At 71.8% G+C, this 26,729-nt stretch carries 23 protein-coding genes; 9 read left to right on the plus strand and 14 right to left on the minus strand.

Annotated elements, in window-relative coordinates:
• Positions 1-67: 67 nt before the first annotated feature.
• Entirely contained in the window at positions 68-934 is an 867-nt protein-coding gene (locus CU044_RS16855) for a thioredoxin domain-containing protein (RefSeq protein ID WP_129769437.1), read from the plus strand.
• A 69-nt stretch (positions 935-1,003) separates the two neighbouring features.
• A complete protein-coding gene (lgt, locus tag CU044_RS16860; protein ID WP_129769439.1) occupies positions 1,004-1,963 on the plus strand; it encodes a prolipoprotein diacylglyceryl transferase in 960 nt (319 codons plus the stop codon).
• Positions 1,964-1,997: 34 nt separating this feature from the next.
• Here the strand turns inward: lgt and CU044_RS16865 are convergent, their stop codons facing one another.
• Genes CU044_RS16865 through CU044_RS16895 form a run of 7 tightly spaced genes read right to left on the minus strand, consistent with a single transcriptional unit; the run spans position 1,998 to position 9,994 of the window.
• Complete coding sequence (locus CU044_RS16865; protein WP_275670198.1) at positions 1,998-2,807, minus strand: aldolase/citrate lyase family protein; 810 nt, start codon at positions 2,805-2,807, stop codon at positions 1,998-2,000.
• A complete protein-coding gene (locus CU044_RS16870; protein ID WP_129769441.1) occupies positions 2,804-4,102 on the minus strand; it encodes a CoA transferase in 1,299 nt (432 codons plus the stop codon). Before CU044_RS16870 ends, CU044_RS16865 begins: the two co-directional genes overlap by 4 nt.
• A complete protein-coding gene (rbsK, locus tag CU044_RS16875; RefSeq protein ID WP_129769442.1) occupies positions 4,099-4,983 on the minus strand; it encodes a ribokinase in 885 nt (294 codons plus the stop codon). Before rbsK ends, CU044_RS16870 begins: the two co-directional genes overlap by 4 nt.
• On the minus strand, positions 4,980-6,383 hold the full coding sequence (locus CU044_RS16880) for an ADP-ribosylglycohydrolase family protein (RefSeq protein WP_129769443.1): 1,404 nt from the start codon (positions 6,381-6,383) through the stop codon (positions 4,980-4,982). Before CU044_RS16880 ends, rbsK begins: the two co-directional genes overlap by 4 nt.
• Positions 6,380-7,597 carry an ADP-ribosylglycohydrolase family protein gene (locus CU044_RS16885; RefSeq protein ID WP_240045651.1) on the minus strand — a complete coding sequence of 406 codons (1,218 nt, stop codon included), beginning with the start codon at positions 7,595-7,597 and terminating at the stop codon, positions 6,380-6,382. The genes CU044_RS16880 and CU044_RS16885 overlap by 4 nt, the downstream gene beginning before the upstream one ends.
• On the minus strand, positions 7,515-8,951 hold the full coding sequence (locus CU044_RS16890; protein WP_240045652.1) for an ADP-ribosylglycohydrolase family protein: 1,437 nt from the start codon (positions 8,949-8,951) through the stop codon (positions 7,515-7,517). The genes CU044_RS16885 and CU044_RS16890 overlap by 83 nt, the downstream gene beginning before the upstream one ends.
• Positions 8,948-9,994, minus strand: a complete 1,047-nt coding sequence (locus tag CU044_RS16895) for an ADP-ribosylglycohydrolase family protein (protein WP_240045654.1) — start codon at positions 9,992-9,994, stop codon at positions 8,948-8,950. The genes CU044_RS16890 and CU044_RS16895 overlap by 4 nt, the downstream gene beginning before the upstream one ends.
• A 252-nt stretch (positions 9,995-10,246) precedes the next feature.
• Here CU044_RS16895 and CU044_RS16900 point away from each other — a divergent pair, with 252 nt between their 5' ends.
• From CU044_RS16900 to CU044_RS16915, 4 genes are all read left to right on the plus strand, one after another.
• Positions 10,247-10,975 carry a VIT1/CCC1 transporter family protein gene (locus CU044_RS16900; protein WP_129769446.1) on the plus strand — a complete coding sequence of 243 codons (729 nt, stop codon included), beginning with the start codon at positions 10,247-10,249 and terminating at the stop codon, positions 10,973-10,975.
• A gap of 441 nt (positions 10,976-11,416) precedes the next feature.
• A complete protein-coding gene (gene gltB, locus CU044_RS16905) occupies positions 11,417-15,976 on the plus strand; it encodes a glutamate synthase large subunit (protein ID WP_129769448.1) in 4,560 nt (1,519 codons plus the stop codon).
• The gene (locus tag CU044_RS16910; RefSeq protein ID WP_129769450.1) at positions 15,969-17,429 is read left to right on the plus strand and encodes a glutamate synthase subunit beta; all 1,461 of its coding nucleotides are present in this window, start codon (positions 15,969-15,971) and stop codon (positions 17,427-17,429) included. The genes gltB and CU044_RS16910 overlap by 8 nt, the downstream gene beginning before the upstream one ends.
• A gap of 211 nt (positions 17,430-17,640) precedes the next feature.
• Positions 17,641-18,384 (plus strand): VWA domain-containing protein, encoded by a 744-nt coding sequence (locus CU044_RS16915; RefSeq protein WP_129769452.1) that lies wholly within the window; start codon positions 17,641-17,643, stop codon positions 18,382-18,384.
• 42 nt (positions 18,385-18,426) lie between these two features.
• Here the strand turns inward: CU044_RS16915 and CU044_RS16920 are convergent, their stop codons facing one another.
• Positions 18,427-19,158, minus strand: a complete 732-nt coding sequence (locus tag CU044_RS16920; protein WP_165371919.1) for a TetR/AcrR family transcriptional regulator C-terminal domain-containing protein — start codon at positions 19,156-19,158, stop codon at positions 18,427-18,429.
• A gap of 104 nt (positions 19,159-19,262) precedes the next feature.
• Here CU044_RS16920 and CU044_RS16925 point away from each other — a divergent pair, with 104 nt between their 5' ends.
• On the plus strand, positions 19,263-20,198 hold the full coding sequence (locus tag CU044_RS16925) for an SDR family NAD(P)-dependent oxidoreductase (RefSeq protein ID WP_129769453.1): 936 nt from the start codon (positions 19,263-19,265) through the stop codon (positions 20,196-20,198).
• A gap of 33 nt (positions 20,199-20,231) precedes the next feature.
• Here the strand turns inward: CU044_RS16925 and CU044_RS16930 are convergent, their stop codons facing one another.
• Positions 20,232-21,179, minus strand: a complete 948-nt coding sequence (locus CU044_RS16930) for an SDR family NAD(P)-dependent oxidoreductase (protein WP_129769456.1) — start codon at positions 21,177-21,179, stop codon at positions 20,232-20,234.
• Positions 21,180-21,288: 109 nt separating this feature from the next.
• Here CU044_RS16930 and CU044_RS16935 point away from each other — a divergent pair, with 109 nt between their 5' ends.
• Positions 21,289-21,954, plus strand: coding sequence for a TetR/AcrR family transcriptional regulator (locus CU044_RS16935; protein ID WP_129769457.1), 666 nt, complete (start codon positions 21,289-21,291; stop codon positions 21,952-21,954).
• A 38-nt stretch (positions 21,955-21,992) separates the two neighbouring features.
• Here the strand turns inward: CU044_RS16935 and CU044_RS16940 are convergent, their stop codons facing one another.
• Positions 21,993-22,649 carry a TetR/AcrR family transcriptional regulator gene (locus CU044_RS16940; RefSeq protein WP_129769459.1) on the minus strand — a complete coding sequence of 219 codons (657 nt, stop codon included), beginning with the start codon at positions 22,647-22,649 and terminating at the stop codon, positions 21,993-21,995.
• 153 nt (positions 22,650-22,802) lie between these two features.
• On the opposite strand from CU044_RS16940, the gene CU044_RS16945 reads away from it, so the two are divergent.
• Positions 22,803-23,813, plus strand: a complete 1,011-nt coding sequence (locus CU044_RS16945) for a hypothetical protein (protein WP_129769730.1) — start codon at positions 22,803-22,805, stop codon at positions 23,811-23,813.
• Between the two features lie 29 nt (positions 23,814-23,842).
• Here the strand turns inward: CU044_RS16945 and CU044_RS16950 are convergent, their stop codons facing one another.
• From CU044_RS16950 to CU044_RS16965, 4 genes are read right to left on the minus strand one after another with little or no spacing between them, the layout of a single operon-like run.
• Entirely contained in the window at positions 23,843-25,294 is a 1,452-nt protein-coding gene (locus CU044_RS16950) for an FG-GAP-like repeat-containing protein (protein ID WP_129769461.1), read from the minus strand.
• A gap of 42 nt (positions 25,295-25,336) precedes the next feature.
• Positions 25,337-25,564: a DUF397 domain-containing protein gene (locus tag CU044_RS16955; protein ID WP_129769463.1), complete on the minus strand. Its 228-nt coding sequence runs from the start codon at positions 25,562-25,564 to the stop codon at positions 25,337-25,339.
• A 30-nt stretch (positions 25,565-25,594) separates the two neighbouring features.
• Positions 25,595-25,816: a DUF397 domain-containing protein gene (locus tag CU044_RS16960; protein WP_129769464.1), complete on the minus strand. Its 222-nt coding sequence runs from the start codon at positions 25,814-25,816 to the stop codon at positions 25,595-25,597.
• Entirely contained in the window at positions 25,794-26,633 is an 840-nt protein-coding gene (locus CU044_RS16965; RefSeq protein WP_129769466.1) for a helix-turn-helix transcriptional regulator, read from the minus strand. Before CU044_RS16965 ends, CU044_RS16960 begins: the two co-directional genes overlap by 23 nt.
• Positions 26,634-26,729: the final 96 nt, after the last annotated feature.

A 26,729-nucleotide genomic window follows, 5' to 3' on the forward strand; every position in this document is an offset into this window, starting at 1 on the left:
TCACCCGTATGGGTGGACCTGGGACCGGGGAGGTGCGTAGGCGCCTCCCCGGTTCGTTGCTGTGGGCGTGAGCGAGAAGAACCGTGAGGAAAAGCGGAGCGCGAGAGAGCGGCTCCAGCAGGAACGTGCGGCGGACAGGACGCGGGAGAAGCGCCGGCGGACCCTGGTCGTCTCCGCGGCGGTGGTCGGGGTCCTCGGCCTCGTCGCGGTGGCCGGGCTGGTCGTCGCGAAGGCCGGCAAGGACAAGGCCGACAGCGCGGGGGGGCCGGTCAGCGCTCCGTCGGGGCTGACGGGCAAGGACGATCTGGCCATTCCCGTGGGAGCGACGGACGCGCCGTCCACGCTCACGGTGTGGGAGGACTTCCGCTGCCCGGCCTGCGCCCAGTTCGAGAACGGCTTCAGGAGCACGATCCAGGAGCTGGAGAAGGCGGGGGAGCTCAAGGTCGAGTACCACCTCGCCACGATCATCGACGGCAACATGGGCGGTACGGGCTCGCTCCGCGCGGCGAACGCCGCGGCGTGCGCGCAGGACGCCGGGAAGTTCGCCCCGTACCACGATGTGCTCTACCAGAACCAGCCGGCGGAGACGGACGACGCCTTCGCCAAGAACAGCCATCTGCTGGAGCTGGCGGGCAAGGTCGACGGGCTGGAGTCCGCGCCCGGCTTCCGGGAGTGCGTGGACGACGGCAAGCACGACGACTGGGTGAACAAGTCCGCGGAGGCGTTCCGGACGGGTGGTTTCTCCGGGACACCGACCGTGCTGCTCAACGGCCAGTCGGTCTTCCCGAAGAAGGGTGCCGAGAACATCACCCCCGACAATCTGAAGAAATGGGTCAAGGAGGCCGGCAAGGGCAAGAAGGCGGGTACGACCACGCCGTCCGCGCCCTCGTCGATCCCGGTCGAATCGACGCCCGCGGGGACCCCGCGGGCCTGACCTCGTTATGCAGAAGTTGCCGGGCGGGTTGCCGTAGGTCCCGTCCGGCACGGTAGCGTCGGTTCTGCCATGGACCTTGCATACATTCCCAGTCCGTCGACCGGAGTGATCCACCTCGGACCGCTCCCGCTGCGCGGCTATGCCTTCGCCATTCTCGTCGGGCTGTTCGTCGCCCTCTGGATCGTCAACCGGCGCTGGGTCGCCCGTGGCGGCAAGCCGGGAACGACCACGGACATCGCCGTCTGGGCCGTACCGTTCGGTCTGCTCGGCGGCCGGCTGTACCACGTCATCACCGACTACGAGCTGTACTTCGGTGAGGGACGCGACTGGGTCGACGCCTTCAAGATCTGGGAAGGCGGCCTCGGCATCTGGGGCGCGGTGATGCTGGGCGCGGTGGGCGCGTGGATCGGCTGCCGCCGCCGGGGGATCGCGCTTCCGCCGTTCGCCGACGCGCTGGCCCCGGCCCTCGCCGTCGCCCAGGCCTTCGGACGCTGGGGAAACTGGTTCAACCAGGAGCTGTACGGCAGGCCCACCGATCTGCCGTGGGCGCTGAAGATCAGCGAGGGCCCCAACCGGGAGGCCGGGCTCTACCACCCGACGTTCCTGTACGAGTCCCTGTGGTGCCTCGGGGTCGCCGCGCTGGTCATCTGGGCCGAGCGCCGCTTCAAGCTCGGACACGGCCGGGTCTTCGCGCTCTATGTCGCGGCGTACTGCGCGGGCCGCGCCTGGATCGAGTACATGCGGGTCGACGAGGCGCACCACATCCTGGGCCTCCGGCTCAATGTGTGGACCGCGATGATCCTCTTCGTCCTCGCCGTGGTCTATCTGGTGGTCTCCAGCAAGGTACGGCCCGGCCGCGAGGAGATCGTGGAGCCGGACAAGGACGCCGTCGCCCCGAAGAAGGACGCCGACGCCGGGGAGTCCGCGGGGACCGACGCCGGCGAGGACGCCGTGCCCGCCGAGGCATCCGGAACCGCCGGGAAGGCGGAGGATCCGGTGTCCGGAGCGGCCTCGGACGGACGCGGCTGAGCTGAGCCTTCGGGCCTGGGGCCGCCCGCGCGTGTCAGTGGCGGGCGGCCAGTGACAGGGTTCTGCGTGCCGCCGCCACGATCGCCGCGTCCACGAAACGGCCGTCGGGCAGCGCGTGGGCGCCCGCGTCGGCCGCCGCCTCGATGATCTCCTCGGCCTCGACGATCTCCCGGGCCGTGGGCAGATACGCCCGCTCGATGACCGGCAGCTGGCGCGGGTGGATCGCCGCCCTGCCGACCAGCCCCAGCGTCCTGCCGTGGCGGCAGGACGCCGCGAGACCGTCCAGGTCCCGCACGTCGGGGTAGACCGACTGCGCGGGCGGTGCCAGACCCGCCGCGCGGGCCGCGACCACGACCCGGCCGCGCGACCAGTCCAGGCCCGCGTCGTCCCGTACCCCCAGATCGGCGCGGAGATCCGCCTCGCCCAGGGCGATGCCATGGACCGCCGGGTGGGCGGCGGCGATGGCGTGGGCGTGTTCCACGGCGAGGGCCGATTCGAGCAGCGCGTAGAGCGCGACACCGGGCGCGCGCGACGCCACGCGGTGGATGTCCGAGGCGTGGCCGACCTTCGGAACGCGCAGCCCGGACAGGCCCGGGAGGCCGACCAGGGACGGCAGGTCGTGTTCGTCGGCGATCCGGACATGGACCGGGGTCTCGTGGGGGGACGACAGGAACTCGGCGGTGGCGGCGCGCGCGTACTCCTTGCGGTCGGGCGCCACCGCGTCCTCCAGGTCGACGATCACGGCTTCCGCGCCGCAGGACAGCGCCTTCGCCATCACCTCCGGCCGGTCCCCGGGCACATAGAGCCAGGTGAGAGGGGCCGGCCGGGTGAGCGGCGCCGTCACAGCGCGCCGGCCGAGCGGAGCGCGGCGATCTCGGGCCGGGACAGGCCCAGCTCGGCCAGGACGCTGTCGGTGTCCGCGCCGTGCGGGCGGCCCGCCCAGCGGATGGCGCCGGGGGTCTCGGAGAGCCGGAAGAGGACGTTCTGCATCCTGAGGGGCCCCAGCTCCGGGTCGGGGACCTCGGTGACGGTGTCCAGAGCCTGGTACTGGGGGTCCGCCATGACGTCGCGGATGTCGTAGACGGGCGCGACCGCGGCCTCGGCCTTCTCGAACTCGGCCATGGCCTCCTCGCGGGTGTGCCGGGCCATCCAGTCGCCGACGGCGTCGTCCAGTACGTCCGCGTGGTCCGCGCGCCCGCTGCCGGTGGTGAACCACGGCTCCTCGATCAGCTCCGGGCGGCCCACCAGCCGCATCACGCGCTCGGCGATGGACTGCGCGGAGGTGGAGACCGCCAGCCAGGAGCCGTCGGCCGTGCGGTACGTGTTGCGCGGGGCGTTGTTGCGCGAGCGGTTGCCGGTGCGCGGCTGTACGTAGCCGAGCTGGTCGTACCAGAGCGGCTGCGGGCCGAGGACGGTGAGGATCGGCTCGATGATCGCCAGGTCCACCATCTGGCCGCGGCCCGTGACGGCCCGGCCGCTGAGCGCCGTCATCACCGCGTACGCCGTGGTCAGCGCGGCGATCGAGTCGGCGAGACCGAAGGGCGGCAGGGTGGGCGGCCCGTCCGGCTCGCCCGTGACGGCGGCGAACCCGCTCATGGCCTCGGCGAGCGTGCCGAACCCCGCGCGGTGGGAGTACGGGCCGAACTGTCCGAAGCCCGTCACCCGCGCGAGCACGAGCCGGGGGTTGGCGGCGGACAGCTCCTCCCAGCCGAGGCCCCATTTCTCCAGGGTGCCCGGCCGGAAGTTCTCGATGATCACATCCGCCCCGGCGGCGAGCCTGAGCAGCAGATCCCGGCCGCCCGGGGTGGAGAGGTCGAGGGTGATGGGGCGCTTGTTGCGGCCGAGGAGCTTCCACCACAGGCCCACGCCGTCCTTCGCGGGGCCGTGTCCGCGGGACGGATCGGGGCGGGTGGGGTGCTCGATCTTGATCACCTCGGCGCCGAAGTCACCGAGCATGGTGGCGGCGAGCGGGCCCGCGAAGAGCGTCGCGAGGTCGAGGACGCGCAGACCGGTGAGGGGCGGGACGGGCTCGCCGGGTACGGGCGGCCGGGCGGGCTCGCCGGGGTCCGGCTGTCCGGAGGCGGGCCGGCCGGATTCGGGCTGTCCGGGGGCGGGGCTGCTGGGGGCGTGCGCGGTCATCGGACCTCGATCTCGGTGCGGTACGGCATGGACGTGGACGCCCCGGGGCGCCGCACGCAGAGCGCGGCGGCGGCCGACGCCCAGCGCATCGCCTCGGGCATGGGGCGGCCCTCGCAGAGCGCGACGGTGAGGGCGCCCACATAGGTGTCACCGGCGCCGGTGGTGTCCACGGCGGGCACCCGGGGCGCGGTCACCGTGACGGGCGCCGCGCCACGGGCCGCGTACAGGCTCCCCGCCGCTCCCATGGTGATCACGACCTCGGGGACCTGCCGGAGCAGGGCCTCGGCCGCCGCGTGCGGGGCGGCGATCCCGGTGAGGGTGGCCGCCTCGTGCTCGTTGGGGACCAGCAGATCGACGGCGGCGAGGAGTTCCGGCGGCAGGGGCTGGGCGGGCGCGGGGGTGAGGACGGTGCGTACGGAGTGCCGGTGCGCCGCCTCCGCGCCTTCCAGTACGGCGTTCAGGGGCAGTTCGAGCTGGAGGAGCAGGGCGTCGGCGTCGGCGATGACGGTCTCGTCGCCGGGGCCGAGCCCGCTGAACGTGCCGTTCGCCCCCGGGATGACGACGATCGCGTTGCCGCCCTGGTCGTCGACCACGATATGGGCGGTGCCCGAGGCCCCCTCGTCGGTGCGCAGGAGATCCGTGTCGACCCCGGAGGCTTCGAGGGCGTGCCGCAGCAGCTCCCCGTACTCGTCCGCGCCGACCGCGCCGATCATGGCGACCTGGCCGCCGAGCCGGGCGGCGGCGACGGCCTGGTTGGCGCCCTTGCCGCCGGGGATCGTACGGAACTCCCGGCCGGTCACGGTCTCCCCGTGCTTCGGGGCGTGCGCGACATACACGACGAGGTCCATGTTGGCGCTGCCGAGCACCACGATGCCGCTCATGTGCGACGCGCCTCCCCCTGGGGCTCCCGCCCGGCCGGGCGGTGGGCCACGGCCCGGGTCAGCTCGGCGAGGGCGTCGAAGCCGATGCCGTCGAATCCGGCGACGGAGGTGGCGAGCCGGTTCTTGAGCGGGGCGGTCCAGCGCTCGGGCAGCCTGGCCGGATGGCCGGCCAGCAGTCCGGCGACGGATCCGGCCGTCGCGCCGTTCGAGTCGGTGTCCCAGCCCCCGGACACCGCACGGCAGATGGAGCCGCCGAAGTCGCCGTCCGCATGGGTCAGCGCGGCGGCCAGCAGAGCGGCGTTGGGCAGGACATGGACCCAGTGGTAGTGGCCGTAGGCGGCGTGGAGCGTGTCGGCCACGGTGTCGAAGTCCCGGTGGGCGCGGGCGGATCCGATCCCGAAGGCGACCGCTCCGGCGAGGCGGGAGCGCGGCGGTACGACGGACAGCCCGGCCCTCAGACAGTCGTGCACCTCGTCGGTGCGGGCCGCGGCGGCGATGACGGCCGCGACGAACATCGCTCCGTACACCCCGTTCGCCGTATGGGTGAGCGTCGCCTCCCGGTGCGCCTGCGCGGCGGCGGCGGCCGGGTCGCCGGGGTGGGTCCAGCCGTGGACGTCGGCGCGGATGGCCGCCCCGATCCACTCACGGAACGGATTGCGGTACCGGGCGGTCCCGGGCGGCTCGATCCCGGCGAGCAGATTGCGGTACGCGACCCGCTCGGCGGTGAACGTACGTCCGGCGGGCAGCTCGTCGAGCCAGAGCCGCGCGACGTCGGCGGTGGTGAAGCCGGGGCCGTGGCGCCGGAGCAGCTCCACCGTGAGCAGCGGGTAGTTGAGGTCGTCGTCCTCGGGCATCCCGTCGATGTTCTCGGCGAGCGAGACCGGCGCGGAGCGGCGGTTCCACGGGTACGCGGCGGCGAGACCGTCCGGCACCCCCTCGGCCGTGAACCAGGTGCGCAGCGGCCAGTTGCCGGTGGCGCGGGCGAGGGCACGGATGCCGGAGAGGGGAAGTCTCTCGACCGGTTTGCCCAGCAGACAGCCCACGGCCCGGCCGAGCCAGGCGGCGTGCAGCCGGGGGACGGAGAGGGCGGGCGACGGCTCTCGCGGGGTGTCGGGCCAGGCGGGGCACGCGGCCCTGATGGCGGGCAGATCCGTCGGTTCCACGTCGGCGAGGGGCGCGGGCAGCAGGGCCAGTTCGTCCAGCAACCCGGCCGCCAGCGACCGTAGCCGGGGGGTGGCCGGTACGGGGGAAACGCCCGCGCGGTCCGGGGCGGGCGCGCCGCCCGCCGCGTGCCAGCGTTCGGCGATCCGGGTGGCGTCGCGGCCGTCCTCCCCGGCCTGCCGCAGTTCGTGGCCGATCAGGTCCTCGGGCTGTACCCAGGTGAGACGCAGGTCCGTCATCGCACGCCCGCCGGCTGCTGAGCCGCGGTGAGATGAGGGGCCGTCACCTGGGACGCCGTCAGCGCGACGAAGGCCGCCTCGTGCGCGCGGCGCCGTTCCGTGTCGCGGGCGAACACCTCGTACGCGACCTTCGTCAGCGCCCGCGCCGGGGCGTGCAGGTCGAGGCGGCTCGCCTCGGCCACGTCCCGCGCCCACTCGGCGGGGACGGCCGTCTCGCCGCCCAGCGCCCCGGCGAGCGCGCCGCTCATCGTGGCGATCGAGTCGCAGTCCCGGCCGTAGTTGACCGAGCCGAGGACCGTACGGCGGTAGTCGCCCGCGCCGATCAGCAACATGCCCAGCGCGATGGGTAGTTCCTCGATGGAGTGCAGCCGGGACGGGCGGCGGGCGCCGAGCGACGGGGCGCGGTAGTGCGGGCCGACCGTGTCGAACGGCGCGACCGCCTCGCGCAGCCCGCGCTGTGCGGACTCCGTGTCGCGGTGCCGGGCGGCCACCGCGCAGACCGCCTCGATCGCCGCGCGCGTGCCGTCCTTCGCCAGGTCCAGACAGGCCGCCACCACCGACGCGGGGGTGGCCCCCGGCAGACAGGCGGCGGCCACGGCGGCGGCGAACACCCCGGCCGCCTCCCGTCCGTACGAGGACTGGTGCGCGCCCGCGACCTCGATCGCCTCGGCGTAGGCGGCGGCCGGATGCGCCGCGTTGACCAGGCCGATGGGTGCCATGTACATCGCCGCACCGCAGTTGACGATGTTTCCCGTGCCCGCTTCGCGCGGATCGACATGCCCGTAGTGCAACCGGGTGACCAGCCACTTCTCGGCGAGGAAGATCCGCTGGAGCGGCAGTGCCTCGGCCTCCAGCTCGGGGATCCAGCGGGGTGTGGAGATCAGGTCGGGCACGAGGTGGCCGGCGACCGCGTACGCGTCGAGATGGTCGCGGACCTTCTCGTACACCCGGATCAGCGCGTGCGTCATCAGGGTGTCGTCGGTGATGTGCCCGTCGCCCTTGTGGTACGGGGCGAGTGGGCGGGCGGTGCGCCAGTCCTCGTTCCACGGTCCGACGATGCCGGTCACCCGGCCGCCGTGCCGTTCCGCGATCTGCTCGGGGGAGTACCCCTCGACCGGACCGCCGAGCGCGTCACCGACGGCCGCGCCGATCAGACAGCCGGTGATCCGGTCGGTGAGCGGGAGGGGCGGCGGGGGTGCGCTCTTCGGTGCCATGCCGGTCTGTGGTGCCATGCCGGTCTGTGGTGTCGTACCGGTCTGTGGTGTCGTACCGGTCTGAGGTGGTGTACCGAACTGCGGTGTCATGTCGGAATTGTCCACCCGGAGTGGTCAGTTCCGTGGCTGCGAGCAGTCCGGCGAGTTCGACGAGATCGGTCCCGGCGAGCCGGGGCAGCGCACACCCCGGCAGGGTGCGGCAGGCGTCCCGCCAGGTGGCCGGTACGGCGTCGCCCCCGCCGAGCGCGCCGGTCAGCGCGCCGGCCAGGGCGGGCGCGGAGTCGGCGACCCGGGAGAGACAGGCGGCGGCGGGCACCGCCGCGGCGACATCGCCACCGGAGGCGAGGGCCAGGGCGAGGGCGACCGGGACGGTCTCGGCCGCGGCGATGCCGTAGCTGTAGACGTGGTCGACGATCTGATGCTCAAGGAGCGGTACGAGCGCGAAGGCACCGGCCGGTTCACCGGCGAAGTCACGGGCCAGCTTGACGGCGTGACGGGCGTTGCGGCCGATCTCCGTGGGTTCGGGCAGCTGGTCGAGAGCGGCCTCCACGGCGGCCTCGGTGTCCCCGCCGCCGAGCGCGGTCGCGACGGCCGCGGCCATGGCGCGGGCGCCGTGCACCCCGTCACCGTCCTGGGTGTACCGGGCGTCGAACTCGGCGAGTTCGGCGGCGGCGGACGGATCACCGGGGTGGACGGCGGCGAGCACGACGGCCCGTACGCAGGCGGCGTCGTCGAAGTAGTGCGGGTTGTCATGGCCGGTGGCGGGCGGGCGCAGCCCGGTGGCGAGATTCCCGAGGCCCGCGCGTACGGAGATCCGCGCCCGCAGGGGCGGTACGGCCGACTCCACCTCGGGCGCGCGGGCCGCCGCGGCGGCGATCTCGCAGGCGAGGGAGTTCCACGCGAGATCGACGGCGGCCCGCACGCGGCGGTCGGCGCCCAGCTCCTGGAAGAGATCACCGGCGGCGGTGAGCACGGACTCGGCGGCGAAGGCGGCCCACTCGGCGTCGTCGGAGGGGCCGAGTCTGAGCGGTTCGGGGGGCTGGTTGAGCGCGATGGGCACGGGGAGGGTGGTGGTCGCGTTCTGCTCGGCGAAGGTGTCCAGCTCGCGGGTGAGGCGGCGCGTCCACTCGGGCATCCGCGCCGCGCGGTGCCGGGCGGCGGGCCATCCGGCGGCGTCCCCGGCGGCGAGCCCGAGGAGCAGCCCCTCGATCCGGCGGACGGGGACGGCGCCGGGGGTGACGGCGCCGGGGGTGACGGCATCGAGGGCGACGGCGCCGGGGGGCTCCGGCGCGTCGGGCGCCTCGGCCCACGCCCGGTGGTCCTCGCGGGTCCGGGTCCGCTCGTTCGCTGTCATGACGCCACCCTTTCGTCGTAGTCCGGCATGAGCAGGTCCGCGATGTCCAGTACGTGGTAGCCGCGCATCGAGGGCAGGCAGCTGCCCCGGACCGGGCCGATGGCCGAGGACCACTCCCCGGGGATCGCCGTCGCCCCCGACATCGCCCCCGCCAGGGCGCCCGCGACCGCCGCGGTGGTGTCGGCGTCCCGGCCCATGTTGACCGCGGTCAGGACCGACGTACGGAAGTCACCGCGCGCCGCCGCGAACGCGCCGAAGGCCAGGCCGACCGCCTCGGGGGCCAGGTCGGTCCAGGGGTAGCCGCCGATGACGACGGAGGAGCGGACGGCGCGCTCCATCGTGAGGGTGTCGGGGTACGCCCGCTGCGCGGCGACGACCCCGCGGCGCAGGGTGCGGGCCGTCCAGGAGTCCATCGGGACCACGGAGAGCGCGGCGGCGATCACCGAGGCGGGCCCGGCGCCGCCCATCGCGGCGGCGACCCCGGCCGCCACCGCCCGGCCGCCGTAGATGCCCTCGCCGTCGTGGCTGACCCGGCCGTCGACGGCGACCAGCCGCGCGGCCTCCTCGGGGCGGCCCGCGGCGAAGACGCCGAACGGCGCGGCGCGCATCGCGAGCCCGTCGCTCCAGGCGTGCCGGTGCTGGGCCGTGATGGGCGCCGCGAGCCCGCGCCGCAGGTTCTCCAGCGTGCCGCGCTCGCTGAACCCGGCTCCGCGGAAAGGGCCCTCGTCATGGTCCGCGAGCCAGTGGTGCCAGGCGTTCTCGACATGCGCGACGGTGAGGGCCGAGCCGTGCCGGGCGAGCAGCAGCCCGGAGAAGATCGCGTACTCGGTGTCGTCGGTGCCCGCGGGGCTGTCGGTCACGAACCCTTCGATACGGCCCCAGCGGCGGCGGATCTCGGAGGGCCGCATGTTCTCCGCCGGGGCGCCGATCGCGTCGCCGACGGCGAGCCCGAGCAGGGCACCGCGCGCCCGGTCCCGGAGTACCGCGACCGCGTCGGTAGCGTCGACCGCGTCGACCGCGGGATCGCGAGGGACTGACTCCATGGTGTGGCCCTTTCGCGCGAGCCGGTGGCACCGCATCCGTGTCTCCGGATCTGTGCCACACGGGGGGCCGGGGGAGTCCGGGAAACCCCGCTGTCACCCGGGTGGCATCCGCTCCGAGGCCCGGCCCAACGCCGGTAAGTACGGCCTTCCTTGCTGGCGGGAGACGTTTTTCGTGCGTATTTTCGAAGCGTTGAGAGGGGTGGCGCGGTCCTCGGCGGACCGGAATCCACCCCCGCGGAAAAGGGGAGAGGCATGTCCATCATCGAGACCGAGGCAACGCTCCACGAGGCGCACCGTGACAACCACACGCATCGCGATGTGAACGGCGGCTGGCTGCGTCCCGCGGTGTTCGGCGCGATGGACGGACTGGTCTCCAACCTGGCGCTGATGACCGGTGTCGCGGGCGGCGCGGTCTCCCAGCAGACGATCGTGATCACCGGGCTCGCGGGCCTGGCGGCCGGCGCCTTCTCGATGGCCGCGGGCGAGTACACCTCGGTCGCCTCCCAGCGTGAGCTGGTCCAGGCCGAACTGGATGTGGAGCGCGGGGAGCTGCGGAAGCACCCGGCCGACGAGATGGAGGAGCTGGCCGCTCTCTACGTGTCACGCGGCGTGGAGCCGGAGCTGGCCCGCGAGGTGGCCCGGCAGCTCTCGAAGGACCCCGAGCAGGCGCTGGAGATCCACGCGCGCGAGGAGCTGGGGATCGACCCGGACGACCTGCCGTCGCCGCTGGTCGCCGCCGTGTCGTCGTTCGGCTCGTTCGCCCTGGGCGCGCTGCTGCCCGTCCTGCCGTACCTGCTCGGCGCCACCGCGCTGTGGCCCGCCGTGCTGCTCGCCCTGGTCGGGCTCTTCGCCTGCGGCGCGCTGGTGGCGCGGGTGACGGCGCGCAGCTGGTGGTACAGCGGGCTGCGGCAGCTGGTCCTGGGCGGTACGGCCGCGGCGCTCACGTACGGGCTCGGGGCCCTGTTCGGCGCGGCGCTGTAGGGCGGGACTTCTCCCCCGGCCGGTTTCCGCCGGCCGGGGCCATCCCGATTCCCGGGGCGAGGCTCTAACCTGGAGGAGGCCCCCGAGGGCGGGCGGGCGGAAACGCCCGCCCTGTAACGTACGTCCCCGCGCATTCCGGCCTCCGGGATGCGACACTTTGCCGGCGCCATACCGCCAGCCGTTACCCGGCGGTTTCGAGTCGGTAATCACCGGGCATGAGCCGTAGGCGCCGCGGGCAACGAAGCCTGCTCCGCCCCTGCCGACCGGACGACGATCTGTCCGTCTGCGCCCCCCATCCACCGCTACGCGCGGTGTCCACATGCTGGAATAAGCTATCCACTTTCCGAGAAGCTGCCCATCATGTAACCTGCACGAAATTTCTTGGAGGGCCAACGTCGTCCCTCGGTACTCGCATATGCCACGACGACGACGGGAGAGCCGATGCGTTCCGACGCCTGGTCGCCCATGGACGGTCGCCCCGCCCCGCAAGGGATGTACGACCCCCGTAACGAGCACGACGCCTGTGGTGTCGGGTTCGTGGCCACCCTCACCGGTGTTGCCAGCCATGCGCTGGTGGAGCAGGCGCTGACCGTACTGCGCAATCTCGAACACCGCGGCGCCACCGGCTCCGAGCCGGATTCCGGTGACGGCGCCGGAATCCTCCTCCAGATCCCGGACGCCTTCCTCCGCGAGGTCGCCGGTTTCGCACTGCCGGAGGCCGGCTCGTACGCCGTCGGCATCGGCTTCCTGCCCGCCGACGACGCCACGGACGCCGTCTCACGGATCGAGACGATCGCCGCCGAGGAGGGCCTGGACGTCCTCGGCTGGCGCGAGGTCCCCGTCGCCCCCGAGCTGCTCGGCGCCGCCGCCCGCTCGACGATGCCGGCCTTCCGCCAGCTGTTCGTCGCGGACGGCACGAGCACGGGCATCGCGCTGGACCGCAAGGCGTTCCTGCTGCGCAAGCGCGCCGAGCGGGAGGCCGGGGTCTACTTCCCGTCCCTGTCCGCCCGGACGATCGTCTACAAGGGCATGCTCACCACCGGGCAGCTGGAGCCGTTCTTCCCCGACCTCTCCGACCGCCGTTTCGCGACCGCGATCTCGCTGGTCCACTCGCGGTTCTCCACCAACACCTTCCCGAGCTGGCCGCTCGCCCACCCGTACCGCTTCGTCGCGCACAACGGCGAGATCAACACGGTCATGGGCAACCGCAACTGGATGCGCGCCCGCGAGTCGCAGCTGGCCTCCGGACTCTTCGGCTCTGAAGCGCTGGAGCGGATCTTCCCCGTCTGTACGCCCGACGCCTCCGACTCCGCGTCCTTCGACGAGGTCCTGGAGCTGATCCACCTCGGCGGCCGGTCGCTGCCGCACTCCGTGCTGATGATGGTCCCCGAGGCGTGGGAGAACCACGACTCCATGGACCCGGCCCGGCGCGCCTTCTACCAGTTCCACGCCACGATGATGGAGCCCTGGGACGGCCCCGCCTGTGTCACCTTCACCGACGGCACCCAGGTCGGCGCGGTCCTCGACCGCAACGGACTGCGTCCGGGCCGCTACTGGGTGACCGACGAAGGGCTCGTCGTCCTCTCCTCCGAGGTCGGCGTCCTCGACATCGACCCCGCCAAGGTCGTCCGCAAGGGCCGCCTCCAGCCCGGCCGGATGTTCCTCGTCGACACCGCCGAGCACCGCATCATCGAGGACGACGAGATCAAGGCGTCCCTCGCCGCCGAGCAGCCGTACCAGGAGTGGCTGGAGTCCGGCGAGATCGAGCTGTCGGACCTGCCCGAGCGCGAGCACATCGTGCACACGCACGCCTCCGTCACCCGCCGCCAGCAGACCTTCGGCTACACCGAGGAGGAGCTGCGCGTCCTGCTCGCGCCGATGGCACGGGCCGGCGCCGAGCCGATCGGCTCCATGGGCACGGACTCGCCGATCGCCGCGCTCTCCGCCCGGCCCCGGCTGCTCTTCGACTACTTCACCCAGCTCTTCGCGCAGGTCACCAACCCGCCGCTGGACGCCATCCGCGAGGAACTGGTCACCTCGCTGCGTTCCTCGCTGGGCCCGCAGGGCAATCTGCTGGAGCCGGCCGCCGCGTCCTGCCGCAGCGTCACCCTGCCCTTCCCAGTGATCGACAACGACGAGCTGGCCAAACTCGTCCACATAAACGCGGACGGCGACATGCCGGGCATGAAGGCCGCCACGCTCTCCGGTCTCTACCGGGTCGGCGGCGGCGGTGACGCCCTCGCCACCCGTATCGACGAGATCTGCTCCGAGACCGACGCGGCGATCGAGAGCGGCGCCCGGATCATCGTGCTCTCCGACCGGCACTCCGACGCCGAGCACGCCCCGATCCCCTCGCTGCTGCTGACCGCCGCCGTGCACCACCACCTCATCCGCACCAAGCAGCGCGCCCAGGTCGGGCTGCTGGTCGAGGCCGGCGACGTCCGCGAGGTGCACCACGTCGCGCTGCTCATCGGCTACGGCGCCGCCGCCGTCAACCCGTACCTCGCCATGGAGTCCGTCGAGGACCTGGTCCGCGCCGGTACGTTCATCGAGGGCCTGGCGCCCGAGCAGGCGATCAGGAACCTGATCCACGCGCTCGGCAAGGGCGTCCTGAAGGTGATGTCCAAGATGGGCATCTCGACCGTCGCCTCCTACCGGGGCGCGCAGGTCTTCGAGGCCGTCGGCCTGGACCAGTCCTTCGTCGACAAGTACTTCAACGGCACCGCCACCAAGATCGGCGGCGCCGGTCTCGATGTCGTCGCCCAGGAGGTCGCCGCCCGGCACGCCAAGGGCTACCCGGCCTCCGGGATCTCCGCGAGCCACCGCAAGCTGGAGATCGGCGGCGAGTACCAGTGGCGCCGCGAGGGCGAGCCGCACCTCTTCGACCCGGAGACCGTCTTCCGGCTCCAGCACGCGACGCGCTCGCGCAGCTACGACATCTTCAAGCAGTACACGAGCCGGGTGAACGAGCAGTCCGAGCGGCTGATGACGCTGCGCGGCCTGTTCAACTTCACCGCCGGCCGTACGCCGGTCCCGCTGGACGAGGTCGAGCCCGCCTCCGAGATCGTCAAGCGCTTCTCCACCGGCGCCATGTCGTACGGCTCGATCTCCCGCGAGGCGCACGAAACCCTCGCCATCGCCATGAACCAGCTCGGCGGCAAGTCCAACACCGGTGAGGGCGGCGAGGACGCGGACCGGCTCTACGACCCGGCCCGCCGCTCTTCCATCAAGCAGGTCGCCTCCGGCCGCTTCGGTGTCACCAGCGAATACCTGGTCAACGCCGACGACATCCAGATCAAGATGGCGCAGGGCGCCAAGCCCGGCGAGGGCGGCCAGCTGCCCGGCCACAAGGTCTACCCGTGGGTCGCCAAGACCCGGCACTCCACCCCGGGCGTCGGTCTGATCTCCCCGCCCCCGCACCACGACATCTACTCCATCGAGGATCTCGCCCAGCTGATCCACGACCTCAAGAACGCCAACCCGGGGGCCCGCATCCATGTGAAGCTGGTCTCCGAGGTCGGCGTCGGCACCGTCGCCGCGGGCGTCTCCAAGGCGCACGCCGATGTCGTCCTGATCTCCGGACACGACGGCGGCACGGGCGCCTCGCCGCTCACCTCGCTCAAGCACGCGGGCGGCCCCTGGGAGCTGGGCCTCGCCGAGACCCAGCAGACCCTGCTGCTCAACGGGCTGCGCGACCGCATCGTCGTGCAGACCGACGGCCAGCTGAAGACCGGCCGCGATGTCGTCATCGCCGCGCTGCTGGGCGCCGAGGAGTTCGGTTTCGCGACCGCGCCGCTCGTCGTCTCCGGCTGCGTCATGATGCGCGTCTGCCATCTGGACACCTGCCCGGTGGGCATCGCCACCCAGAACCCGGTGCTGCGCGAGCGGTTCTCCGGCAAGGCCGAGTACATCGTCAACTTCTTCCAGTTCATCGCCGAAGAGGTCCGCGAACTCCTCGCCGAGCTGGGCTTCCGTACGCTCGAAGAGGCCGTCGGCCACGCCGAACTGCTCGACACCGAGCGGGCCGTGAACCACTGGAAGGCGCAGGGCCTCGACCTGAAGCCGCTCTTCCACGTGCCCACGCTGCCCGAGAACGCCGTACGCCACCAGGCCATCGGCCAGGACCACGGCCTGGAGAAGGCGCTCGACAACGAGCTGATCAAGCTCGCCGCCGACGCCCTGGGCGCCGAGAGCGCCGAGGCCGCCCAGCCCGTACGCGCCCAGATCGGCATCCGGAACATCAACCGGACCGTCGGCACCATGCTCGGCAACCAGGTGACCAAGAAGTTCGGTGGCGCGGGCCTGCCCGACGACACCATCGACATCACCTTCACCGGCTCCGCCGGCCAGTCCTTCGGCGCGTTCCTGCCGAGCGGGGTCACGCTGCGCCTGGAGGGCGACGCCAACGACTACGTCGGCAAGGGCCTCTCCGGCGGCCGGGTCGTCGTACGGCCCGACCGCGGCGCCGACCACCTCGCGGAGTACTCCACCATCGCGGGCAACACCATCGCCTACGGCGCCACCGGCGGCGAGCTCTTCCTGCGCGGCCGTACCGGCGAGCGCTTCTGCGTCCGCAACTCCGGCGCCACCGTCGTCTCCGAGGGCGTGGGCGACCACGGCTGCGAGTACATGACCGGCGGCCGGGCCGTCGTCCTCGGCGAGACGGGCCGCAACTTCGCGGCCGGGATGTCGGGCGGCGTCGCGTACGTCATCGACCTCGACGCCGACAACGTCAACGCCGGCAACCTGGGCGCCGTCGAACAGCTCGACGACACCGACAAGCAGTGGCTGCACGATGTGGTGCGCCGCCACCAGGAGGAGACGGGCTCCACCGTCGCGGAGAAGCTGCTCGCCGAGTGGGACACCGCGGTGGACCGCTTCAGCAAGATCATCCCGACCACCTACAAGGCAGTGCTCGCCGCCAAGGACGCCGCCGAGCTGGCCGGTCTCTCCGAGACCGAGACCACCGAGAAGATGATGGAGGCGGCGACCAATGGCTGACCCGAAGGGCTTTCTCACCACCGGCCGCGAGGTCGCCAGGACCCGCCCCGCCGAGGAGCGCGTCAAGGACTGGAACGAGGTCTACGTTCCGGGCTCGCTGCTCCCGATCATCAGCAAGCAGGCCGGACGCTGCATGGACTGCGGCATCCCGTTCTGTCACAACGGCTGTCCGCTGGGGAACCTGATCCCCGAGTGGAACGACTACGCGTACCGCGAGGACTGGACGGCCGCGAGCGAGCGGCTGCACGCCACCAACAACTTCCCGGAGTTCACCGGGCGGCTCTGCCCGGCCCCCTGCGAGTCGGCGTGTGTCCTCGCGATCAACCAGCCCGCCGTCACCATCAAGAACGTCGAAGTCTCGATCATCGACAAGGCGTGGGACAGCGGTGATGTCACCCCGCAGCCGCCGGAGCGGCTCTCCGGCAAGACCGTCGCCGTCATCGGCTCGGGCCCGGCCGGGCTGGCCGCCGCCCAGCAGCTGACCCGGGCCGGTCACACCGTCGCGGTGTACGAGCGCGCCGACCGGATCGGCGGACTGCTGCGGTACGGCATCCCCGAGTTCAAGATGGAGAAGTCGCACATCAACCGCCGTATCGAGCAGATGCGCGCGGAGGGCACCAAGTTCCGTACCGAGATCGAGATCGGCCGGGACATCGACGCGGCGAAGCTGCGCAAGCGGTACGACGCCGTCGTGATCGCCGCGGGCGCCACCGTCTCGCGCGATCTGCCCGTCCCGGGCCGTGAGCTGAACGGCATCCACTACGCGATGGAGTACCTGCCCCTCTCCAACAAGGTGCAGGAGGGCGACCTGACGGTCTCCCCGATCTCCGCCGAGGGCAAGCACGTCGTGGTCATCGGCGGCGGCGACACCGGCGCGGACTGCGTCGGTACGGCGCACCGCCAGGGCGCCGCCTCCGTCACCCAGCTGGAGATCATGCCGAAGCCGGGCGAGGAGCGCGCCGCGCACCAGCCGTGGCCGACCTTCCCGATGCTCTACAAGGTCACCTCCGCGCACGAGGAGGGCGGCGAGCGGGTCTACTCCGTCTCCACCACCCACTTCGAGGGCGACGAGGACGGCAACGTCCAGTTCCTGCACCTGATCGAGGTGGAGTTCAAGGGCGGCAAGCTGGAGCAGAAGCCGGGCACGGAGCGGAAGATCCCGGCCCAGCTGGTCACGCTCGCCATGGGCTTCACCGGCACCGACCAGGAGAACGGCCTGGTCGAGCAGTTCGGCCTGGAGCTGGACGAGCGCGGCAACATCGCGCGAGACGCGGACTTCGCGACCAACGTGCCCGGTGTGTATGTCGCCGGGGACGCGGGCCGCGGCCAGTCCCTGATCGTGTGGGCGATCGCCGAGGGCCGCTCGGCGGCGCGCGGTGTGGACCGGATGCTGACCGGCGCGAGCGATCTGCCGGCCCCGATCCGTCCGACGGACCGTGCGCTGACGGTCTGACACGTCACCGGTTTCCGTCACGGTCACCGGTTTCACCCAAGGCTCCCGTACAACGGCGTACGGGCGGTGTTGGCCCGGGGAGCGTCTCCCGGGCCGTCCCGCAAGACGCGGCGCCTGCTCAGTCCCCGACCGGACCCATGGCAGGCGCCGTGGTGCGTGACGGCTGGCATAATCGCGAGACTCGCCGCCCGTCGACCACAGAGGACCACGCATGGTCACCGCCCCCGCCGCGTCCGGATCCGCCATCAGTCTCCGGAAGGTGGAGGAGACGGCCCCGGCGCTGGTCGGCCTCTACAAGAGCGCGGCGGTCTCGCTGACGAAGAACGGGCTGAGCGGAGAGCGGGCGGCCGTCTATCTGGTCCTCGACCACTCGGGCTCGATGCGGGAGTACTACAAGGACGGCAGCGTCCAGGCCCTGGCCGACCGGGTGCTGGGGCTCTCCGCGCATCTGGACGACGACGGCGTCGTGCCCGTCGTCCTCTTCTCCACGGACATCGACGCCGAATCGGATATCTCGCTGGCCGGCCACCACGGCCGGATCGACGCCATCGTCGCCGGGCTCGGTCATATGGGCAGGACCAGCTACCACGTGGCCATGGACGCCGTCATCGACCACTATCTGGACAGCGGGTCCACCGCCCCGGCGCTGGTGGTCTTCCAGACGGACGGCGGCCCGGTCAGCAAGCCGGCCGCCGAGCGGTATCTGTGCAAGGCGGCCGAACTGCCGCTGTTCTGGCAGTTCATCGGCTTCGGCGATCCGGACAGCCGGCAGTTCGACTTCCTCCGCGCGCTCGACGAGCTGGCCGTCCCGGCGAAACGGCGCGTCGACAACGCCGGTTTCTTCCACGCGGGGGAGGACCCGCGCCAGGTCGAGGACGCCGTCCTGTACGACCGGCTGGTCGGCGAGTTCCCGCGCTGGCTCAGCCGGGCGCGCGAACTGGGCATCGTCACCTGAGGTCCTGAGGTCCTGAGGTCCTGGGGTCCTGGGGTCTTGGGGCTAGTTGGCGTCGCTCCGGGCCGGGGCGAGCAGCCCGTCGATGAGTACGCGTATCTTCCACGCGGCCCGGGTCGCCCCGTCTCCGCCGGTCAGCAGCGGGGCCAGCGCGCGGATCGTGGGGTAGCGCTCGGCGGGCAGTGACCGGTAGAGGGCGTCGAGCCGGGCCGCGAACGCCTCCTCCGCCTTCTCCTCCTCCGCGGCGGCTTCGGGGGGCGAGCCGCCCACCCGCTCCTGGCTCCGCCGGGCGCGGGACCACATCGCCTCCTCCAGCGCGGACGAGGCGATGTACTGGCCGATCAGGTCCGCCGCCCAGGCGCAGGCGGCGTCGCTGATCCCGCCGGTCCGCAGCAGCCGCAGCAACTCCTCGGTGATACGCAGGATGTGCGGGCCCGGCAGTGTGCCCGTCATGCCGACGGTCGCGATGTCGTTGTGGGCGGCCAGCGCGGTCACCGCGCGGTCCACGAGGAGTTCGAGCCGGGCGCGCCAGTCCCCGTCCGCGTCGGTGGGCAGCCGGACGTCCGCCACGGCCAGGTCGTGGGCGAGGGCCATCAGCGCGCCCCGGTCGGGCACGTACACGTACAGCGAGGCGGGTCCCGTCTGTACGGCCTGGGAGACCCGCCGCATGCTCACCGCCTCGCATCCCAGCTCGTCCACCAGGGCCAGGGTGGCGGCCACGATCGCGTCGAGGCTCAGTGTGGTTTTCGCGGACCGGGTCCGTGGGCGGGCGGGCATGGCCCTCATCCTAGCTTGACGAACGTCGTTCGTTAAGGGCAGGCTGTCGTTGACGAACAGTGTTCGTCAATCCGCCCGCCCGCTCCCTCCGAAGGAGACACGTCATGACCTGGGACGTACACCGCCTGCCGCGCGCCGAGGGCAAGACCTTCCTGGTCACCGGCGGGAACGCGGGGATCGGCTACTTCGTCGCCGAGCAGCTCGCCACGACCGGCGCCACGGTCGTCGTCGCCGGCCGCGGCACGTCGAAGGGCGAAGCGGCGACGGCCTCGATCCGTTCGCGGGTGCCGGGCGCGCTCGTGCGCCACGTACCGCTGGACCTCGCCGATCCCGCCTCGATCGAGAAGAGCGTGTACGCGCTCGGCGTGGAAGCCCTCGACGCGGTGGTCCTGAACGCCGGTGTGCTGCTGGACGATCCACCGCGCCGCGCGAGCGCCGTCGGCCACGAGCTGATGTTCGCCACCAACCACCTGGGGCACTTCGCCCTGACCGCGTGCCTCGCCCCGCTGCTCCACGCCGCGCCCGCCGCGCGGGTCGTCACCACGGGGAGCTTCGCCGCCAGAAGCGAACGGCTGGACCTCGACGACCTCCAGAGCACGCGCGACTACCAGCCCAAACGCACCTACGGGCGGTCGAAACTGGCCCAGACGCTGTTCGGACTCGAACTCGACCGCCGACTGCGCGCGGCACACAGCACGACCCTCAGCGTGGTGTGCCACCCCGGCGGCGCCCTGGACGCGCTGACGCCGTCCCGCGCCCCCCTGCGTGTGCGCACCACGGCCCAGCGCCTGCGCGGTCTGCCGCTGGGACTCCTGGTGCAGGGCAAGGAGGCGGGCGCGTGGCCGGCGGTCCGGGCCGTCCTCGACCCGGCCGTGCGCGGGGGCCAGTTGGTCGGCCCCCGGGTGTTCGGTCTGCGCGGCAGGCCACGGTTCGAGCCGGTACGCGAGCACTTCGCGGACACCGGCACGGCCCGCCGGCTATGGACGGCGAGCGTCGCCCTGACCGGCACGGACCCGGACCCCGCCGCGGGCGCGGGCTGAGTGCGGCGGGCCGGCGCCCCCTGTCTGCGCGGGCTACCTCGCGATGGCCGATCCGGAGGCAAACGAGTTCCGCTGGGGCTGTACGACGGGGAACGTCACCCCGGTGAGGTCTTCGGAGACGGCCCACAGCCGCTGCTGGACGGCTGCCTCGTACGACTGCGGGCTGGAGGTGACCAGCCGGGGGTGGCCCTTGATCTCGTTGCGTCCGCCGGGACCGTAGTACTGGCCGCCGAGCGCGGCGGGGTCGGTGGCGGCGCGCAAGGTCGGCAGCGCGCCCATCGCGGGCGTCTGGGTGATCAGCGGCGCGAGCCAGGTGAGCGGAAGCCGGAGGGCCGCGGGGGTGTTGCGGGCGAGTTCGGTGCTGGACATACCGGGGTGCGCGGCCACCGCGACGGTGGTGCCGTGCGCGGCGAGCCGGCGCTGTAGCTCGTACGTGAACATCAGGTTGGCCAGCTTGGACTGACCATAGGCGGCGGCCCTGCCGTACGACCGTTCCCACTGGAGGTCGTCGAAGTGGATCGCGGCCCGGATGCGGTGGCCGGTGCTGCTGACCGTCACCACACGCGAGCCGGGCACCGGCAGCATCAGGTCCAGCAGCAGCCCGGTGAGCGCGAAGTGGCCGAGGTGGTTGGTGCCGAACTGCGTCTCGAAGCCGTCCCGGGTGGTCTGCTTCGGGGTGTACATCACGCCGGCGTTGTTGATCAGCAGGTCGATCCGGTCGAACCGGGACCGCAGCGCCGCCGCCGCGGTCCGGACGGAGTCGAGCGAGGTCAGGTCCAGCGCCTGCACGGTCACGTCGCCGGTCATGCGGGCCGCGGCCTGCTCGCCCTTCGCGGCGTTGCGCACGGCGAGCACCACGGACGCCCCGCGCTCGGCGAGCGCCTTCGCGGTCTCGTACCCCAGTCCGGTGTTGGCCCCGGTCACCACGGCCACCCGCCCGCGCTGGTCCGGAATATTCGCCGTCGTCCACTTCTCGCTCATGCCAGACTCCCAGTCGATTAACGTACCGAAGGTATCTTGTGTCGATGACGTTAAAGTACTTTCGGTACGTTGTCAACGTACCGCAGGTACGTAAGGTAGGCTGGCGATCGTGACGTTCCAGCGGGCGCGAACCGAAGAGCAGCGGGAGATCCGCCGACGGGCGATCCTCGACATGGCGTCGGCGATGCTCGACGAGATGCCTGTGGCCGCGGTCACCCTGAACGAGCTCAGCCGCCGGGTAGGTCTGGCGAAGCCGAATGTGCTGCGCTACTTCGAGTCCCGCGAGGCGGTGCTGCTGGAACTGCTCGACCTCTTCCTTCAGGAGTGGCTGACGGAAGTGGCGGGCGAGTTGGCCGCCGGTGTCGACGAGGATCTGCCCATGCCCGAGCGGGCGGCAGCGGTGGCCGAGGTCCTCAGCCGCTCACTCTCCGGCCGAGTGGTGCTGTGCGACCTCTTCGGCGCGCAGGGCAGCGTCCTGGAACACAACGTCTCCGTCGAGGTCGTGGCACGCTACAAGCGCGCCTCCCTGGATCGCCTGGCGACCATGACCGCCCTGATCGAGAAGTACCTGCCGGAACTGGGCGAGAACGCGACGCTGTTCAGCCTGCAAACCATGGTCATGGCCGGCGCGCTGTCGGCGTACAGCACACCCCCGCCCAGCCTGCGGGCGGCCTACCAGGTCGAGCCCGACCTGGCCCGCTTCCACTTGGAGCTGAAGGACTCCTTGAAGCTGGCCCTGACCGCGACCCTCCTGGGCGTGCTGCCCCGCCGCTGACCTGCGGTTGTCCAGTGGGTGCCCCGGCCGGGCCGATGTCACGGCCGGGGCCCCTCCTCGGCGGCGTCGAACGCGGGCGCGAGCGGGGCCAGCGCCGCGCGGAGCCGGCCGGGCAGCGAGCCGGACGGTGTGACCAGGCCGCCGGTGCCGAAGCCCTCCGCGGCCCCCGCGGTCCCGCCCGGCCGCAGCCAGCCCTCCAGTGCGATGCGCACCGCCGCGGCCACGCTCGCCGCGAGGACCCGGGCCGTGTACGTTCCGGCGCCCTTGAGCCGTTCGGCGATCACCGCTGTGAGAGGGGCTTCGATTCCGGCGGTGGCGTCGAGGAACGCGTCGCGCAGCGTGGTCCGGGCGGTGATCAGCAGCAGCACCTCGCGCTCGCGCTCACCGCTGTTCGTGTACTGCTCGATCACCGCCTCGGTGACGGCGTCGGCCAGACGTGCTCCCGTGGGCCGGGCGGCGACCGCCGCCGCGACGCGCGCCTCCCGGTCTGCGGTGATGGCGGCGACGATCGCGTGCTCGCGGCTGGCGAAGTAGTTGTTGTAGGTGCGCGGTGAGACCCCGGCGGCCTCGGCGATGTCCTCGACCCGCACCTGGTCCGGCCCGCGCTCCACGGCCAGCCGCAGGGCCGCCTCGCGCAGCGCCTCGCGTGTGGCCTGCTTCTTCCGCTCCCGCAGCCCCGGTGGTGGTGTCGTCACGCTGTCAGCGTCCCAGACGAGACTGCGTACACGCAAACTTGCGTGCACGCACTTTTACTGTCAGCCTCGACCCCGCCGAGACCGAACGGCGAGACCGACAGCGAGACCGACAGAGAGACCGACGGAGAGGACGCCGCCGTGCGAGCAAGAGGAATGACCTACGACACCGGATTCGTCGTGCACGGTCAGATGTCCCGTGAGCACTTCGACCCCGCGGTGGTCCGGCGCGAGCTGGCCATCATCCGCGACGACCTGCACTGTGACGCGGTCCAGATCATCGGCGGCGACCCGGACCGGCTGGAGCTGGCCGCCGGTATCGCCGCCGGACTCGGCCTGGAGGTCTGGTTCTCGCCCTATCCGCTGGAACTGGACCCGGACAGGATCCTCGCGCTCTTCCGCGACTGCGCCGGGCGAGCGGAACGGCTCCGGCGGCAGGGGGCCGCGGTCGTGTTCGTCGCGGGGGTCGAGCTGAGCGTGATGAACCGCGGGTTCCTGCCCGGTGAGAGCGCCGAGGAGCGGGTCGGGCAGCTGATGAGCCGGCCCGGTCGGAGGGCCGAGGCGATGCGCGAGCTGGGCGTACGCGTCAACGCGTTCCTCCGCGACGCCGTCGTCGCGATCCGCGAGCGCTTCCAGGGCAAGCTCACCTACGCGTCCATCCAGTTCGAGCAGGTCGACTGGACTCCCTTCGACTTCGTGACGTTCGAGCTGATCCGCTCCGCCGAGGTCGCCGACCGGTTCCGGGAGGCGGTGCGCACCCTGGCCCAGGGCCCGAAGCCGCTCGCCATCACCGGGTTCGGCACCGCGGCCTACCGGGGCGCGGGGGACCGGGGCGGGCGGGTACTGGACGTGGTCGAGCACGACCCGGAGACCAAGGCCCCGGTACGGCTGGACGGCGTGTACGAGCGCGACGAGGCCGGCCAGGCCGCCTATCTGAGCGAACTGCTGGAGATCTTCGAGACCGAGGGCGTGGACAGCGCGTTCGTGTTCCTGTTCGCCCTGCCCGGCTACCCGCACCGCCCCGACGGCGACCCCAGGGACGACCTGGACCGGGCCGGCCTGGGCATCGTCAAGCTCCTCCCGGGGCGCCGGGGGCAGACCTACCCCGACATGGAATGGGAACCCAAGGCCGCCTTCACGGCAGTGGCGCGGCGGTATCGGAGGTGACGTACCGGAGGTGACGGGGCCCGGAGCGGTCAGCCCGCGAGGGACGCGCCGAAGGACGTCTTCACCGCTCCGTAGCCGAACTCGTCCGGGCCGAAGATGATGGAGCCGCTGCCGGTGAGTCCGTCGCGGCTGCCGTGCAGCATGCTGACCGCGCCGCTGTCACGCCACTTGCCCGGGACGCCCACGGCCACATCGGTCGTCCCGTCACCGTCGTAGTCACCGACGGCCAGCGCCGAACCGAACCGGTCGCCGTTCTCGGCCACGCCGGTGACGCCCTTGGTGTCGAGCGATACGGTCCGCTCGGCCGAGTCGAGCCACTCCGGGCCGCCCGTGGCGACGACGAGGGCACCGGCGTCGCGGAAGCCGTCGCTGTCGGGTGCCTGGGTGTCGCCGACGAGCAGATCGGCGTGGCCGTCTCCGTTGATGTCCGCGAGATGCACCCTGTCGCTGTTGTACGCGCCGCCCTTGAACGCCACGGCACGTGCCGCGTCCAGACCGTCGGCGGTGCCGGGGAACGTACGCAGCAGATGGTCGTCGGGGCCGTCGCCGAAGCCCGTGCCGATGACGACGTCGTCCTTGCCGTCGCCGTTGATGTCACCAGCCACGGCCGTGTATCCGGCAAAGGGCAGAGAGATGTCCCGGCCGAGCGACGAGCCCTTGAGCCCCGCCTTGGAGCCCGGCAGCACGCCGAGGGTGCCCTGGTCGGCGGGGTCGTCGAAGTGGGCCACGGTGATGAGGTCGTCGAAACCGTCACCGTTGACGTCACCGGTCGATATGCCCTGCGTTCCGGCGCCGCCGCCCGGTGGACCGGACCGGGTGATGCGCGGGGACGGCGTCGAACGCAGGTCCTTCGCGCCGAGGACGATGTCGACCCGGTCCCCGTCGGGGACGGCGAGGTCCTGGAGCCCGTCTCCGTTGAAGTCGCCCAGCGCCAGACCGCCCCCGAACCCCTGATGCGTCGTCAGGCTCGGCGAGTGGAACGTGATGGCGCGCGCGGAGAGGCCGCCCGGCGAGCCGAAGACGATGGTCACCGATCCCGCGCCCTTGACGCCACCGGCGTTCGCGCCGCTCGCCCCGACGACCAGCTCCGCGTATCCGTCCCCGTCCATGTCCCCCAGGGCCAGCGCGGACCCGAACCGGGCGTCGCTCTGCGGTGCGCCGGGGATCCCGGCGCTCGACGGGGTGAGCCGCTGGTGCTTCCTGGAGGCGATGCCGACGGCGTGATCGCTCTTGGCGCCGAACGTCACCGTCACGTACCCCGCCTTGGCGCGCCCCTGCACGGCGCCGTCCGGCGCCCCGATGGCGAGATCGTCGTAACCGTCGCCGTTCAGATCGGCCGCCTTGCCCGAACCCGCTGTGGCCGCGGCCAGGCTCACGGGACTGCGGACGCCCGAGGCACCCGTACTGGCGGCGAGGTACGACACTCCGGCCAGTGCCACTCCGGTCACCACGGCGCCTATGAACAGCGGGCGTTTGCGCATACTCGTTACCTCTGTCGCGGGACGTACGAAAGGACCCGCCCGTCAGCAGGACCGGCGATACGCGGGCTCGTCCTGCTTGAGGGCGGTGATGAAGGTGGACCAGTGGTGGGTGGGGAAGAGGATGGCGGGGCCGTGCGGGTCCTTGCTGTCCCGGACGGGGACGGCGGCGGGGTGGCCGTCGGAGATCTCGACGCACGCGCCGTCTCCGTTGTTGCAGTAGCTCGACTTGCGCCATGCGGTCAGTGCGGACGCGTTGGGGATCCGGGTCATCTTCAATGTCCTTTCAGCTCTTCGGCTGGTTCAGGCGGGGAGTTGCCCGTGCTTGACGGCGGTGACGAAGGTGGACCAGTGGCCGGTGGGGAAGAGGATGGCGGGGCCGTGCGGGTCCTTGCTGTCCCGGACCGGTACGGCGGCGGGGTAGCCGTCGGAGACCTCGACGCACCCGCCCGCCCCGTTGTCGCTGTGGCTCGACTTACGCCAGGCGGGCAGAGCGGAAGCGTCAGGAATCGTCTTCATCTTCATACTCTTTCAGGTATCTACGGATCAGGTCGAGAGATTCATCATCCGTCAGGGCCATCGAGCGAGCCAGATCGAAACCCTCCGTCAGCTCAACCACCCTCTTTGTCGACTCTACTGCTTCGCCGGAGTTGAAGCTCTCGACCAGAGCGATCGTCCCTCCCTCTTTCAAGGTCATGAGAGTCAGCCCACCTCCCAGCATGGGGTGCATGCCCTTGGCGAACGGGAGAACCTGGATCGTGATGCGAGGCCGGGTAGCCATCTTCACGAGATGGCGTAGCTGCTCAACCATGTGCCGCTTGCACGCCGTTGGGCGCCTCAGGGCGGCTTCGTCGACCATTGCCCAATAGGGAAGTGGTTCTTCTCGGTCGAATACCCGTTGTCTGCGCATGCGGATAGCGATGCGCTCATTCAGTCCGTCCTCGGACTCGTTGGGGAGCGACCTGCGGAACAACTCGCGTGCGTACTCCTCCGTTTGAAGAAGTCCGGGGATCAGGCTGCTCGTGAAGACCTGGATTCGCTCCGCTGACGGCTCCTTGCTGATGAACACCCGGCTGTAGTCAGGAATCAGCGAGTCGTGTGCCAGCTCCAGCAGATCCACCAACACGCCGTCCGTGTCGAAGAATTCGTCCAGCAACCGCACCAGCGCTTCCGACGGAAGCTGGTCCCCCAACTCGACCCGGCCGAGATAGCTGTGCGAGTAGCCCCCCACCTGTTCGGAGAGCTGACGGATCGACAGCCCCTTCCGTTCTCGCAGGCGACGCACTCGCCGGCCCAGCCTCAATCGTGGTGTGAGCTTGTCCGATTCGTTGTTCAGCTCCACTGGGATCGAACCTTCTTTCGCTCAACCCGCCGTCCACCGCGGGTTTTTGGTGACAGCTCGGATATGCCTCCAGTGTGCCCGATAGGGGATCGTAAT

The organism is Streptomyces sp. L-9-10, from assembly GCF_004151105.1.
Taxonomy (GTDB): domain Bacteria; phylum Actinomycetota; class Actinomycetes; order Streptomycetales; family Streptomycetaceae; genus Streptomyces.

Bases quoted from the DNA above. Each gene is read 5' to 3' on its own strand.
- CU044_RS16870 (WP_129769441.1), bottom strand. From the start codon at position 4,102: ATGACCGCGCACGCCCCCAGCAGCCCCGCCCCCGGACAGCCCGAATCC.
- CU044_RS16945 (WP_129769730.1), top strand. From the start codon at position 22,803: ATGACCTACGACACCGGATTCGTCGTGCACGGTCAGATGTCCCGTGAG.
- CU044_RS16895 (WP_240045654.1), bottom strand. From the start codon at position 9,994: ATGGAGTCAGTCCCTCGCGATCCCGCGGTCGACGCGGTCGACGCTACC.
- CU044_RS16900 (WP_129769446.1), top strand. From the start codon at position 10,247: ATGTCCATCATCGAGACCGAGGCAACGCTCCACGAGGCGCACCGTGAC.
- rbsK (WP_129769442.1), bottom strand. From the start codon at position 4,983: ATGAGCGGCATCGTGGTGCTCGGCAGCGCCAACATGGACCTCGTCGTG.
- CU044_RS16915 (WP_129769452.1), top strand. From the start codon at position 17,641: ATGGTCACCGCCCCCGCCGCGTCCGGATCCGCCATCAGTCTCCGGAAG.
- CU044_RS16880 (WP_129769443.1), bottom strand. From the start codon at position 6,383: ATGACGGACCTGCGTCTCACCTGGGTACAGCCCGAGGACCTGATCGGC.
- lgt (WP_129769439.1), top strand. From the start codon at position 1,004: ATGGACCTTGCATACATTCCCAGTCCGTCGACCGGAGTGATCCACCTC.
- CU044_RS16920 (WP_165371919.1), bottom strand. From the start codon at position 19,158: ATGCCCGCCCGCCCACGGACCCGGTCCGCGAAAACCACACTGAGCCTC.
- CU044_RS16955 (WP_129769463.1), bottom strand. From the start codon at position 25,564: ATGACCCGGATCCCCAACGCGTCCGCACTGACCGCATGGCGCAAGTCG.
- CU044_RS16910 (WP_129769450.1), top strand. From the start codon at position 15,969: ATGGCTGACCCGAAGGGCTTTCTCACCACCGGCCGCGAGGTCGCCAGG.
- CU044_RS16950 (WP_129769461.1), bottom strand. From the start codon at position 25,294: ATGCGCAAACGCCCGCTGTTCATAGGCGCCGTGGTGACCGGAGTGGCA.
- CU044_RS16890 (WP_240045652.1), bottom strand. From the start codon at position 8,951: ATGACAGCGAACGAGCGGACCCGGACCCGCGAGGACCACCGGGCGTGG.
- CU044_RS16960 (WP_129769464.1), bottom strand. From the start codon at position 25,816: ATGAAGATGAAGACGATTCCTGACGCTTCCGCTCTGCCCGCCTGGCGT.
- CU044_RS16930 (WP_129769456.1), bottom strand. From the start codon at position 21,179: ATGAGCGAGAAGTGGACGACGGCGAATATTCCGGACCAGCGCGGGCGG.
- CU044_RS16925 (WP_129769453.1), top strand. From the start codon at position 19,263: ATGACCTGGGACGTACACCGCCTGCCGCGCGCCGAGGGCAAGACCTTC.
- gltB (WP_129769448.1), top strand. From the start codon at position 11,417: ATGCGTTCCGACGCCTGGTCGCCCATGGACGGTCGCCCCGCCCCGCAA.
- CU044_RS16885 (WP_240045651.1), bottom strand. From the start codon at position 7,597: ATGGCACCGAAGAGCGCACCCCCGCCGCCCCTCCCGCTCACCGACCGG.